Source organism: Bradyrhizobium sp. AUGA SZCCT0283 (assembly GCF_018130385.1).
Taxonomy (GTDB): Bacteria; Pseudomonadota; Alphaproteobacteria; order Rhizobiales; family Xanthobacteraceae; genus Bradyrhizobium.
Window position 1 is genome coordinate 201,844 of record NZ_JAFCLU010000010.1, and the last position, 13,282, is coordinate 215,125.

11 protein-coding genes are annotated in these 13,282 nt (G+C 63.5%); 5 read left to right on the forward strand and 6 right to left on the reverse strand.

Annotated elements, in window-relative coordinates:
• Positions 1-55 precede the first annotated feature (55 nt).
• Positions 56-3,067: a bifunctional proline dehydrogenase/L-glutamate gamma-semialdehyde dehydrogenase PutA gene (putA, locus tag JQ624_RS16535; protein ID WP_212419954.1), complete on the reverse strand. Its 3,012-nt coding sequence runs from the start codon at positions 3,065-3,067 to the stop codon at positions 56-58.
• A gap of 112 nt (positions 3,068-3,179) precedes the next feature.
• Between putA and JQ624_RS16540 the strand changes: the two genes are divergently transcribed.
• Complete coding sequence (locus tag JQ624_RS16540; protein ID WP_212419955.1) at positions 3,180-3,644, forward strand: Lrp/AsnC ligand binding domain-containing protein; 465 nt, start codon at positions 3,180-3,182, stop codon at positions 3,642-3,644.
• Positions 3,645-3,891: 247 nt separating this feature from the next.
• Positions 3,892-4,437, forward strand: coding sequence for a hypothetical protein (locus JQ624_RS16545; RefSeq protein WP_249129865.1), 546 nt, complete (start codon positions 3,892-3,894; stop codon positions 4,435-4,437).
• A 147-nt stretch (positions 4,438-4,584) separates the two neighbouring features.
• Here JQ624_RS16545 and JQ624_RS16550 read toward each other — a convergent pair whose 3' ends face one another.
• The 3 genes from JQ624_RS16550 to JQ624_RS16560 form a co-directional block, all read right to left on the reverse strand.
• Entirely contained in the window at positions 4,585-4,785 is a 201-nt protein-coding gene (locus JQ624_RS16550; RefSeq protein ID WP_212419956.1) for a cold-shock protein, read from the reverse strand.
• Between the two features lie 357 nt (positions 4,786-5,142).
• A complete protein-coding gene (locus JQ624_RS16555) occupies positions 5,143-5,382 on the reverse strand; it encodes a hypothetical protein (protein WP_212419957.1) in 240 nt (79 codons plus the stop codon).
• A 203-nt stretch (positions 5,383-5,585) separates the two neighbouring features.
• Positions 5,586-7,316 (reverse strand): adenylate/guanylate cyclase domain-containing protein, encoded by a 1,731-nt coding sequence (locus JQ624_RS16560; protein WP_212419958.1) that lies wholly within the window; start codon positions 7,314-7,316, stop codon positions 5,586-5,588.
• A gap of 266 nt (positions 7,317-7,582) precedes the next feature.
• Between JQ624_RS16560 and JQ624_RS16565 the strand changes: the two genes are divergently transcribed.
• The 3 genes from JQ624_RS16565 (at position 7,583) to JQ624_RS16575 (ending at position 11,301) form a co-directional block, all read left to right on the forward strand.
• Positions 7,583-9,079: a glycosyltransferase family 39 protein gene (locus JQ624_RS16565; RefSeq protein ID WP_212419999.1), complete on the forward strand. Its 1,497-nt coding sequence runs from the start codon at positions 7,583-7,585 to the stop codon at positions 9,077-9,079.
• Positions 9,080-10,255: 1,176 nt separating this feature from the next.
• A complete protein-coding gene (locus JQ624_RS16570) occupies positions 10,256-10,852 on the forward strand; it encodes an NYN domain-containing protein (protein WP_212419959.1) in 597 nt (198 codons plus the stop codon).
• Positions 10,853-11,085: 233 nt separating this feature from the next.
• A complete protein-coding gene (locus JQ624_RS16575) occupies positions 11,086-11,301 on the forward strand; it encodes a hypothetical protein (protein ID WP_212419960.1) in 216 nt (71 codons plus the stop codon).
• A 118-nt stretch (positions 11,302-11,419) separates the two neighbouring features.
• On the opposite strand, the gene JQ624_RS16580 is transcribed toward JQ624_RS16575, so the two are convergent.
• Entirely contained in the window at positions 11,420-12,421 is a 1,002-nt protein-coding gene (locus JQ624_RS16580) for a HupE/UreJ family protein (protein WP_212419961.1), read from the reverse strand.
• Positions 12,422-12,423: 2 nt separating this feature from the next.
• The gene (locus tag JQ624_RS16585; protein WP_212419962.1) at positions 12,424-13,248 is read right to left on the reverse strand and encodes a peptidyl-prolyl cis-trans isomerase; all 825 of its coding nucleotides are present in this window, start codon (positions 13,246-13,248) and stop codon (positions 12,424-12,426) included.
• Between the last annotated feature and the right edge of the window lie 34 nt (positions 13,249-13,282).

A 13,282-nucleotide genomic window follows, 5' to 3' on the forward strand; every position in this document is an offset into this window, starting at 1 on the left:
CGCTATGGGCGATCCGGTTCAAACGTCATTTGGCCCATCTTGGAAAGTGATGCAACTACTCACCGCCAGACATCAGCGCTGCATTTCCGCCGGCCGCCGCCGTATTGACCGTCACCGTCTGCTCGGTTGCAAAACGCGCCAGATAATGCGGCCCGCCGGCCTTGGGGCCGGTGCCGGACAAGCCATGGCCGCCGAACGGCTGCACGCCGACGACGGCGCCGATCATGTTGCGGTTGACATAGATGTTGCCGACCTGGAGGCGCTCGATCGCGTCCTCCACCGTATCGTCGATCCGGGAATGGATGCCGAGCGTCAGCCCGTAGCCCGAACGCTCGATCGATTGCAGCACCTGGTCGAAGCGGTCGGCGCGGTAGCGCACGACATGCAGCACCGGACCGAATACTTCTTCCGTGAGCCGGCCGGCATCGGACAATTCGAAGATATGCGGCGCGACGTAGTTGCCTTGGGGAGCGCTGCCTGCAAAGTGCACCCGGGCTTCCTTCTTCATGCGTTCGATATGCGCGTCCAGCCGCTGCTTGGCCTCGGCATCGATCACCGGGCCGATATGGGTGGCGGGATCTGCGGGATCGCCGATGACGAGTTCACGCGCTGCGCCCGCAATCATCTCGATCATGCGGTCGGCGACGTCGTCCTGCAGGAACAGCAATCGCAGCGCCGAGCAGCGCTGGCCGGCGGAGCGGAACGCCGAGGTCACGACGTCGTCGGCGACCTGTTCGGGCAGGGCAGTAGCATCGACGATCATCGCATTGATGCCCCCGGTCTCCGCGATCAGCGGCACGATCGGTCTGTCCTTGGCGGCGAGCGCGCGGTTGATGGTCCGCGCCACTTCTGTCGAGCCCGTGAAGACAACACCGGCGATATCGGGATGCGCCACCAGCACGCCGCCGATCCGGCCGTCGCCCGTCACCAGATGCAGCGCGGACGCCGGCACGCCGGCTTCATGCAATAGACGTATGGCCGCAGCCGCAATCAGCGGCGTCTGCTCGGCCGGCTTCGCAACGACCGCGTTGCCCGCCATCAAGGCCGCCGTGACCTGGCCCAGGAAGATCGCCAGCGGAAAATTCCACGGCGAGATCGCGACGAAGACACCACGGCCGCGCAGGCAGAGCACGTTACTCTCGCCCGTCGGTCCCGGCATCGCCTTGCCTTCGCCGAACAACTCGCGCCCCTGCGCGGCATAGTAGCGGCAGAAATCCACGGCCTCGCGGACTTCGGAAACCGCGTCGTCGAGCGTCTTGCCGCCCTCGCGTTGCAGCAGCGCGATGAAATGCGCCGCGCGCCCTTCCAGCAGGTCGGCGGCATTTTCCAGCGCAGCTGCGCGCGTGCCGGCTGGTGTCCTGCTCCAGTCCTTGAAACCATCGCGCGCTGCCGACACGGCGGCATTCGCCACGGCGATCGTCGCATCGGCGATGCTTCCTGCCGCGGGCAATCGTTCCGCAGCGACCGCCGAGGCGAGTTGCTCCAGCGCCGCGCGCTCGCCGAATTCAATCCCGCGGGAGTTTTTGCGTTTGGGTCCGTACAGTTCGCGCGGCAACGGGATGTTCGGATGGCCGGCATTTTCTGCGTTGCCGATAATGTCGGCCGGACGCCGCAGCAATTGCGACACCGGCACCGCCTCGTCGGCGGCGAGCGCGACAAAGGATGAATTGGCGCCATTCTCCAGCAACCGCCGCACCAGATAGGCCAGCAGATCGCGGTGGCTGCCGACCGGCGCGTAGGTGCGATGGGCGATGTCGGGGCGGTCTTCGCCGAGCTTCGCATAGAGCGCCTCGCCCATGCCGTGCAGTCGCTGGAATTCGAAGCCGCTTTGGTCCGTTGCCAATTCGAGAATGGTCGCGACCGTCAGCGCATTGTGGGTGGCGAACTGCGGAAAAATCCGTGGCCGTAGCGCCAGCAATTGCTTTGCGCAGGCGACGTAGTTCAGATCCGTCATCGCCTTGCGGGTGAACACCGGATAGCCGTCGAGCCCGCGTTCCTGCGCGCGTTTGATCTCGGTGTCCCAATAGGCGCCCTTCACCAGCCGCACCATCATTTTGCGGCCGAGGCTGCGTGCGAGACCATCGACGTAATCGATCACGCCACCGGCGCGCTTCTGATAGGCCTGGATCGCGAGGCCAAAGCCGTCCCAGCCCGCAAGCGATGGATCGCCGAGCGTTGCCGCTATCACGTCGAGCGATAATTCCAGCCGGTCCGCTTCCTCGGCATCGACAGTGAAATTGAGGTCATGGGATTTGGCTTGCCTGGCGAGATCGATCAGGCGCGGGACCAGTTCGCTCATCACCCGCGCGCGGCTCACCGCCTCGAAGCGCGGATGGAGTGCCGAGAGCTTGACCGAGATACCGGGTCGGTCGGGCAGCGAGCGGTCATCGGCCGTGCGTCCGATCGCCTCGATCGCGCTGGCATAGGAGTCGAAATAGCGCGCGGCGTCATCGGCCGTGCGCGCGCCTTCGCCGAGCATGTCGAAGGAGTAACGTTCATGGCGCGAGGAATGCGGCTGCGCCCGCGATAGCGCGGCCTCGATGGTCTCGCCCAGCACGAAATGGTTGCCCATCAGCCGCATCGCCTGACGCGTCGCCGCCCGCACGGCCGGCGCGCCCAGCCGCTTGGTCAGCCGTCCGATGGTCCCTTGAGGCGTTTCGCCGGGCTGGATCACGCGGGCCGACATCCCGAGCGCCCAGGCCGAGGCATTGACCAGGAACGCGCTCGATCTGGTTTCGTGATGGATGAAATCGCCCTGCGCGAGCTTGTCCTCGATGAACTGGTCGGCGGTGCGGGCGTCCGGCACCCGCAGCAGCGCTTCCGCCAGCACCATCAGCGCCAGCCCCTCTTTGGTCGAGAGCGCGAACTCGCGCAGCATGTCCTCGACGCCGCCGAGCGGGTCGTCATTGGCCCTGATCGCCTCGATCAGCCCCGTCGTCGTGCGATCGATGCGCTCCTCCTGCGCCGCATCCAGCTGGGCGGTCTGGAGCAGGCGGATGGCCATTGCAGGATCGCCGGGCGCGTAGGGCGCGCCGAAGGGCGGAAGGGATGGCGGATGGGCCGGCATGCGATTCTCTTGGCTCCCAATGCAAGCTTACTGCCGGTTGAACCGGAGCTCGATAGACAAATATGGCATTTTGCCTTAGAAAATCAGGTGAAATAGTATGATCGGCAGATAAATGGTCGACATTGACAAGATAGACCGCAAAATCCTCTCAATTCTTCAAGGGGATGGCCGTATCGCCAATGTTGAGTTGGCCGAACGGATCGGGCTGTCGCCGACCTCGGTCGGCGAGCGGCTGAAACGGTTGCAGCGCGACGGCTTTGTCGAAGGCTACGGCGCCCGGCTCAATCCGCACCGGCTGGGCTTGGGCCTTCTGGTGTTCGTGGAGGTGATGCTCGACAAGACCACGCCCGACGTCTTCGAGCGGTTCGCCAAGGCGGTCCAGACGGCGCCCGAGGTGCTGGAGTGCCACATGGTGGCGGGCGGCTTCGATTACCTGGTCAAGGCCCGGGTTGCCGACATGACGGCCTACCGCCGGTTCCTCGGCGAAACCCTGCTGGCGCTGCCAGGCGTGCGCGAGACGCGGACCTACGCCGTGATGGAAGAGGTCAAGCGCGACGCGCCGCTGCCGGTCGGCTAGCGCCGGCAACTGGCGCACGGAAAACACAGCAGGCGGAATTTCCGCGGCGTGATCCACAGATTGCGGGCTTGCTGGTTGGCAGCGTGAAGGCGCCGCGCTAATCGTCGGGCGTCGCTTGGGAACAGCAGGGATCATGCGAGACGCCGCTCTGCCGATACGGGGAAACCGCACGCGAACCACCTTCGCGGCCGTGTTCGGCGCTCTCCTCGCCGCGCTGCTTGGCGTCTCCGCCGCGAAGGCCGTCGAGATGAGCTCTGCGGTCGCCTACCTCTACAGCTCGGTTTCGATCTATCCGCCGTCCGCCACATCCATGACCGTGTGCTACGGCTTTGTCTGCCGGCGCCGCGAGATCCTCGATTTTTCGGCCGGCGACCGCAGCGCGCTGACCCAGATCATGGCGGCGGGGCGCGCGTCGGCTGCGGCCGAACGCGCCGCGGTGCAGAAGGCGGTGGTGTGGTTCGACCGCCGCATGGGGCCGATCCTCGGCACCAACAAGCGCGTGGCGAAAGCGGATTTCCGCTACTTCGACGACAAGCACAATTACGATTGCTGGGACACGACGCGGAACACCACCAGCCTGTTGCTGGTGTTGCAGGAGTGGGGCCTGCTGAAGCATCACGCGATCGGCGATCCGAAATATCGCGGCAATACGCTGGTGCTGCAGACGCCGCACAACACCGCGGTGCTGGTCGATCGCGCCACCAAGGTCGAGTGGGTCGTCGATCTCTGGCCGCGCGGCTATCTGCAGCCACCCGACGTGATGACGGTCCAGAAATGGGTTACGGAAGATTGAGCGGCCGGTTTCGCGCACGATGTAACCATCGTGCGTGCAGAAGCGGTGCCCGCTCCGCCGAACGCTCACAGTTTTTGAGAATTTTTTTTAAGCCCAACTCCCGGATTTTTAGTCCGAGAGCGCGCCGTTGCCGATCGCGCGTTCGCGCTAAACCTTGAGGTTCTCGGCCGAAGTCTTGCCGCGGTTGGCGATCTCTTCGTATTCGACGGACTGCCCTTCATTGAGTGTCGAAAGACCAGCTTTCTCAACTGCCGAAATATGAACGAACACGTCCTTGCCGCCATTCGAGGGCTGGATGAACCCGTAACCCTTGGTTGGATTGAACCACTTCACCGTACCTTTAGCCATTCACGTCGTCTCCGCGGAATCAAAAAAAGTAATCGAGCCGTCGGTCCCCGCACTAACCGGCATGCCCGAACCATCAGGATACGCGGGTTGGGGCAGGCTGGGTAGCGCAAACGGAACGCCCGTTTCGGCAAAAAAGCGCCCATTCGCCACCGATTTTCGCCGTTTTCGGGGTTTCGCGCTCATTTGCCGCGGCCGGGCGGCGGCGATTCCAAAAATTGGGCAATTGGTTCGACCCGCTGCCGGTGGACGTCATTCTTCCGCTTGCAGGGTGGCGGCGGCCGGCCTCGGGCAACCGCGAATGGAAAACCCCGGCCGCGCGAGCAACCGGGGCTTCCGAACGGAACGTCTGCGGCCGGATCAGTAGCAGACATTCACCGTCCGCCAGCGGAAGCCAAACGGCGTCAGTACGCGGCGGGTCACGTAGCAGCCGTCATAGCCGCCACCGACGAAGCCGACGCCGAAGCCATGGCCCCAGTGGTGGTGATGATGGTGATGCGGCCAGATGAAGCCACCGCCCGCCGAAGCGGAGGTCGGAGCCAGCGCCATGGCGCTGAGGGAAGCGGCGGCAACAAGAGCGAGAGTCACTTTGCGAAGCATGGTCGTTCTCCTTGAGCTGTGCGCGTTCGACGTTTTTGTCTCGGCGCGGGTTTTAAGTTTCAGTCTTACCCATCGCCAATCTGTCGCGTGCCTCGAGATGCGGGTTCGAGGAATCCGCGCCGCGTTCGCCGACAATTTTCTGAACGATTATTCAGGTGTGAAAAACATCACACAGGCTTCGAACCGCTATTATTGCAGCGGTTTCAGGCTGCGGCGCTTTGCTCTTCGTTAACCAGCGCCGACAGCATCCGCGCATCCGCAACCGTGCGTACGATCATCGGCTCGTTGCGTCCGCGAATCTCGACGTCATGCTGCGGCAATGAATCGGCGGAAAGGCCCGCGGCGGCGCGAACTTCGTCGGAGACGACGACCTCACATGAAAGGCTCTTGGTCATATCCTGCAGCCGTGCTGCGACATTGACGGCGTCGCCGAGCGCGGTGAACACCATGTGGTCGCGGTAACCGATGTCGCCGACGATCACTTCGCCGCCATTGATGCCGATGCCGAAACGGATCGGCTCGCGCAGATCATGCTCGAGAAATTTGTTCAATTCGTCGACATTGGCGGCGATCATCGCCGCCGCGCGCAACGCCTGACGGCAGGCTTCCTGCCGGGTGGTCGTAAGCCCGAACAGCGCCAGCATGCCGTCGCCGACGAACTGGTTCGGCATGCCGCCGCTCTCGAGCACCGCCTGCGACACCGCGCCGAGAAACCGGTTGACGATGAAGACGGTGTCGAACGGCAGTCGCTTTTCCGCCATCTTGGTCGAGCCGCGCATGTCGACGAACATGTTGACGAGATAGCGCTCCTGTCCGATCCGCGTCGGGTTCGAGCCGTGGCCGTCCGCGGCCGTGTGCGGCAGGAAGAGCTGGAAGAACGACAGGTCGGTGGCCGGCCGCAACTGGCAGGCCAGCCGGATCGACGGATCCGAGGTGCCGACCCGGCCGAGCACGAAGGCCTCGCGCTGCGAGGGCTCGGGTAACGCGCTGCAGTCGCCGATGATGCGGATGCGGCAGGTCGAGCAGCGCGCGCGACCGCCGCACACGCTGGCGTGCGGCACGTTGTTGCGCAGGCTCGCTTCCAGCACGCTGAGGCCCTTGGGCACCCGGACCGTGCGGCCGTTGCCGTAGGACAGGCTGACCATGCCGCGGCGGCGCTCGTTGATGGCGCGGGCGCCCTTGGCCAGCAGCGCGATGCCGATCAATCCGAAATAGCCGATCAGGGCGTAGTCGGTGATACGATCGAGCACCTGCTGCTGCTCCCGCGTCCCGACCTGGCGCTGCGTCAGGTTTTCCGCCCGCCATTCGACGCTGTCATTGTCAACGACGATTCGCCCGCCCTGATAGAAGCCCAGCATGGCGAGCGTTGGAACCAGCACGGCGGCGGCTAGCAGAAACGGCGCGGCGCGCTTGTAGAACGCCTTCATCCGCAGCCAGAGATACAGTCCGATGCAGCCGTGGACCCAAGCGATGGTCATGACTGATAGCATCAGCCAGATCCGGTACGGCGCCGAGATCCAATGCAGGAAGAGCACCTGCGGATAGAGCTTTTCATGTCCGTAAAGCGTAAGGCCCATCCGTATGCCGATGATATGGGTGATCACGAGCATCGGCACGCTCAGGCCGAGCACCAGCTGAAGCGGCTCAATCGCCTTCCAGCGGAATTGGCGGCGTTCGTAAAGCGCCCAGATGCCGAGCGCGGTGTGCGCCAGGCACGCGGTGTAGAACAGGATCGCGATGGGGAGGAACTGCCAGAAAGAGGTATGGAGATAGACGCCGCGCGCCAGCGCCTCCATCGAGACATTGCCGAGCGCGTGGTTGAGAAAATGGCTGACCAGATAGGCGAACAGCACGACGCCGCTGACAAGGCGGACCTGCCGGAGGCTGATGCCGCGGAGCGATGTCGTGAGTTGTTCTCGGGATAAAGCGGTCATGCGATCCATAGGGTCAATATCGGCGATGGTAGCGTTTTATTCCTTCGGTGAATACCATCTACCGTCGTCCCTGCGCCCGTGCGCAATTGCGCACTAGGCAGGGACGACGGGCGAATCATTTTCCCACGGCACGTTGACACCTGAGGGGCAGTCGGGGAGAAAGCGCCGTGACGACTGCCCCGCCCAATATCAGCCACGCCAAGCCGGATCAATCTGGCGCGCCGCCTTGGCTTGCCGTCGCGCTGCTGATCGCCGCGCTGACGGCGATGCGGCTGATCTATGCCGGCGTGCTCGATCTGCGTACCGACGAGGCCTATTACTGGACCTGGTCGAAGGAGAGCGCGCTTTCCTTTCTCGATCATCCGCCCGGCATCGCCTGGCTGATCCGGTTCGGCACCGCGATCTTCGGCGACACCAGTCTCGGCGTGCGGTTCGGCGGCATCGTCGCGATGCTGGTCACGCAGCTTCTGCTCGCCGACATCGTCCGGCGCGTGACGCATGATGTTCGCGCCGTCATCCTGGCGGTGCTGTTGCCGGAAGCGGCGCTGTACTACGGGCTGTTGATGGCGAAGGTCGCGCCCGACACGGCGATGATCCCCTGTGCGGTCGCGATGCTGTGGTCGCTGGTGCGGCTGCATGAGAGCGGCAATCCGCGCTGGTGGCTGGCCGCGGGTCTGTTCGCCGGGCTGGCGCTGCTGTCGAAATTCACCGCGATCATGCTGCTGCCGGCGGTGCTCGCGTTCGCACTGGTGCCGGACTGGCGGCGGCGCTGGCTGCTCAGCCCCTGGCCGTGGCTGGCCGCGCTGATGGCGACGATCGTGCTTCTGCCGGTTCTGATCTGGAACGCCGAGCACGACTGGGCGTCGTTCCGCTTCCAGTTCGTGCGCGCGGTCGCGACCCATCCATTGTCGTTCCGTACCGTCGGCGAATTTATCGGGCTGCAGTTCGGTCTCGTCGGTTTCGTGCTGCTGCCGGTGGTGCTGTCCGGCGTGACGCTGACGGCGTGGCGTGGCTATCGCACCCGCGAGCCGGTCGCGATCCTGCTGTCGACCGCCGTGCTGGTGCCGTTTCTCTATTTTCTCTGGAAGTCGCTGACCCTGCGCGTCGGCGACACCTGGCCGATGTTCCTGTGGCCCGCCGGCTTTGCCGCCACCGCCATCAATCTCGTCATGCTGCCGCGCGAGGGTTTTCCGGACCGGATCGTCAAATCGACATTCTGGTGGGCGAGGGTGGCGGTCATCTCCGGCATCGCCTTCGTGGTCGGCGTGTTCTTCTATTACGTCGCCGCGCCCTGGAATTTGATCGGCAGGACCGATCCCGTCGGCGGCGAGGCCGGCTACGAACAGGTCGCGGTCCGCGCGCGCGAGCAATTGCGAGTGACCGGCGCGACCTGGATCGCGACGTCGGACTATCGCACCTACGCGATGTTGCGCTGGCATTTCAACGGCCAGGTGCCTGTGGTCCAGGTCAACGAGCGCGGGAGATTCATGGGCTTTCGCGATCCCGGCATGAAGGCGATCAAGGATCAACCCGGCCTCTATGTCGCGCGCGAGCCGGACAACCGCCTGCCGCTGTGGGATTTCACGACCGCGAAGCGGCAACCGCTGGCGCGGGTCGAGCGCGTCTGGCGCGGTGTGGTGATGGATATCTACGCGCTGGAAAAACTTACCGGCTGGACGCCCGAGCTTTCCCCACCGCCGGATTCGCCGCTGTTCCGCTGGCGCGTGCTGGCGGGGGTTTTGAAATTTGAGGCAGCTTCGTAGCATCTGCGCTCGCAATGACGTGACTCCTGTAGGATGGGTGGAGCGCAGCGATACCCATCAACGCCGGTGCGTGTGGCGATGGGTATCGCTTCGCTCCACCCATCCTACGAAAACACGCTTTCGCATTCTCGCGGCGCATTGCGCCCGAGGTTTGCTATCAACTTCCCGCCCTCGTTATCAGAGGGCGCAGGGAAGACCGGGTGCACGCTGCACCCGCGGTCTCGTGTGCAATTGCGCACAAGGAACGCGCACACGAGCATACAGGTCCAGCGGAAACACTCCGGCCTTCCCTGCGCAATGGCTTTACGGCTTACTTCGTGCTCTCCCCGGTGAACGGCTTTCTTGCCACCGTCGCCCTCAAGAAGCTTGCTTCTCAAGAACTTGACGCCAGCACCGCGGCGTCAGGACCACACGACTTCGCCGTACGCTTGAGCCACACACGTCAGTCGCAGCCCTCGCGTCCATCGCATCTCACCGCGCGTTCGTGACGATGGCCAACGCCCCTCATCTGCCGCGAGACGGGCGGAGTTATGCCGATGATTTGCTCTCGAAGTTAAGCGGAATATTTTTGCAAAAGGGGCTGGACAGACTTTTGGTGATTTGCCCGTCGTGCCAATTTGTCGCGGGCCGCTGCAAGAAATCGTGCTTGCGCGCAAAGCAAATCAGTTCGCAGCCCGTAGGGGCCCGTCGGCGTTTGTTCCCGGATATCGCTGCGCTCATCCGGGCTACGACCACGACGCCGCGATAGTCCCCAGAGTGGGCAAAGCGACAGCGTGCCCACCATAAAGAAATACGCTCGGGATAGATGGTGGGCACGGCGCTGACGCGCCTTTGGCCACCCTGCAACTGCATTGCGATCTTCGGACAGCGACCACAAACCTTCGTATAGAAGCTGCATCCGTTTGTATCTGCGCCACTTACCCAACGGACAATTGAGCGCTGACGTCGCGTGCTTTAGCGTCACTGCGATCGGGTTCGGCTGTCGCGGGAAAAATTTCACGGCCGAAGCGATCGAATACAGCAGCAATATTTGAGCTGTCCAGGGCGACGAGTCCTGCTCTCTTCTACGCGTTAACGGTGAGTGCGGCCTGAGATGCCCTGTTGCGCCGCGCATCCAGTCAGTAACCTGAAGTGGCGTCTTGTTTCCCTGCTATCCAATTTGGGGTCATTGCCTGAATGTCATCCTCCCTCGGCAAGATCGCGCTGCTAATCGATGGCGCCAATCTCTATTCGACCAGCAAAGCGCTTGGTTTCGATATCGATTACAGGCGGCTGCTCAAGGAATTCCAGAGCAGAGGCACGTTGCTTCGTGCGATCTACTACACAGCGGTTATCGAGGATCAGGAATATTCGTCGATCCGGCCCTTGATCGACTGGCTCGATTACAATGGCTACACCGTGGTCACCAAGGCGACCAAGGAGTTCATCGACGCCAGCGGCCGCCGCAAGGTGAGGGGCAACATGGATATCGAACTCGCGGTCGATGCCCTGGAGATCGCCGAACACGTCGACCAGATCGTGCTGTTCTCCGGTGATGGCGATTTCCGCTCCCTGGTCGAGGCGTTGCAGCGCCGCGGGGTCCGGGTGACCGTGGTTTCGACGATTTCAGTTCAACCGCCGTTGATCGCCGACGAATTGCGGCGCCAGGCCGACGTCTTCACCGATCTGGTGGAGTTGAAATCCAAGGTCGGCCGCGACCCGTCCGAGCGGCCGCCCCCGCGCGAGCTGCGTCATCACATGCCGGAGTTCCTGCAGCGCGACACTAGTGTGTGACCGCGGCGTTCTTCAACGCTGGTCCTCTCGATCGCCACCTGGTCCGTAGCGTGGGCCAAGCGATAGCGTGCCCACCATCAAGACGTGCGCTCGCCGATGGATGGTGGGCATGGCGCAAGTCAGTCACATGGTCGTCCCGTCATTATGACCGCGGTTCCGGTGCAACCCTTCTCACGTTCTCCAGCAGGAAGCGGCGGGCGTGCGGCCATTGGCGGTGATGTCGGCTTTTGAGAATGCGGGACAATACCTTGCTTTGCTTCGGGCCTGCCGACGCGCTTCTCGGCAAAGGCGGGATGGCTAACCAGCAGGGTCAGCCAGACCGTCAGGAGAATGCCCAGCAAGGCTCGCATCAGAAAGCCCTCAAATCGGCAATGAAAACTGACACTAACATCGAAGCTAACGATCACGATGCGCAACAAGTCGTGATCGTGATCACGGTTCCAAGGTGATCCGTACGGTTTGCCAAGCGGCCGGCCCCGATCACGGCGATCTTCAACGCTTGTCCCCATCGCCACTCAGGTGGAACCACCGCCACAAAACCGCGCCTGGGCGGTTCTCGTCCACGCCTTAGCTGCCACCCAGGACGACAGCGCGCTGCAGGACCCAGAACATCGCAATGCTGCCGATTGCGTAGGCCGGCGCCATTTCCAACCAGCGCGGCCACAGAATATGCGCTCGGGCGATGACCAGCGCGGCGACCGCGAATGCACCGATGAACAGCAACTGTCCCAGTTCAACGCCGACATTGAAGAAGAACAGCGCCAGCGGAATGGCATTTTGCGGCAAGCCGACTTCGCTCAGCGCGCCGGCGAAACCAAACCCGTGCAGCAACCCGAACGTAAACGCCACAACCCATGGCCGGCGCGCCGTCAGGCCCGGCCTGCCCCGTGCGCCGTGAACGATTTCCGCCGCAACGAAAACGATGGACAGCGCGATCATGGCTTCGACCGGCGGACCCGGCACGCGGACCAGTCCCAGCGTCGCCGCGGCGAGCGTGATGCTGTGCGCGATGGTGAAGGCCGTAACCGTCGCCACCACGCGCCCTGCGCCTTTGACCACCAGCAACAGGGCCAGTACGAAGAGCAGGTGATCGATCCCGAGCAGGATGTGCTCCACGCCGAGCACAAGATAGGTCCGCGCAACTTCCCATGCCCCGGCGGACGCCTCGACGACGAACGCCGGATTCGACGGCAGAAGGCGCAACACCTGCGTGGTTCCGTCGGACCTCTCGACACGCGCCAGTACGTCGGTAACGCTCGCAGGAAGCCCCTCGATGCGAACTGTCTGCCCGACGAGGCCGCCAGGACGCTTCAACCGCCAGCGTTCCGAGTACGCGCCGGCGTGGAACGCGCCGCGCGGCTCCGACAGATTGACGGCATCGGCGGGAAACACGACGTAAATGCCAAGCCGCAGATTGTCGCCTTGCGCCGGGACTTTCCAGAAGACGTCGTAGGTTTCGGCATCCCGCTGGCGTAGTTCAAGGTAGCCCGGCCGGAATTCATCGGCGCCTGCGGCGGTCGCGACCATCAATGCGAAGAGCCCGATGATGCTGCGAACCAGATGGCGCATGTTTATTGCGGCCCCTTCGAAGCGGCTTCGGTGGCTTGTCGCGCCAGCCGCGGCGGCTCGATGGCCACGGTATAGCGCTGCAACAGCTTCCGGTACGATCTCTCGCCGGCCTCGAGACGGCGGGCGAGCAGCCAATCCCGTTTGACCGCTTCGCGCACTTCCGCAAGCGCTGGAATGCGCGGCTCCATGCGCTCGCTGACCTGCACAAGATGCATCCCGTAGCCGGACTCCACCGGGCCGGTCCACGGACCGGGTGCAATCTGGTCAAGCGTCTTCCAAAACTTGTAGCCGAGGGTATTTTTTATGCGGCTCGCCGTGGCCTTGTCGAAGTCAAGCGGAAGCGTGGTGGGGTCGCCCAAGTCCGAGACGGCGGGCGCGCTTGCCGGGCTATTGAGTTCGTTGAGCATTCGCTGGACGTCGGATGCAAGCGTCTTTTCGTGTCGTCTCGGGTTGAGATATATGTGGCGGAAGGTGATCTTCGGTTCGGCCATAAACACCCCGGGGTGCAAATCGAGATACGCCTGCAGGTCCCCGTCACTCGGCTCGGCGGCTTCGGCATGTTCTGTGGCGAATTCCAGCTTCTGCGCAACCCGACGCCGGACGATCGGATCGTCGCGGTCCAGCCCCAACGCAACGCCCTCGCGGTACAACACCTCCTCGCGGACATGGTTGCGGATAAGCCCCTGCAACTCCTCATCCGAAGGCGGCCGCTGCCAGGTGCGCGAGAACAGCATGACCATGCTTTCGATCTGGCCCTGCGTGACGACGATCCGGCCTGGCTCGCTGCCGGCACCCCGCGCCAAGATGCCGTGAGCCGCGAACAGCATGGCGCCCAGCAGCAAAAAATGCAGCAGCGGTTCC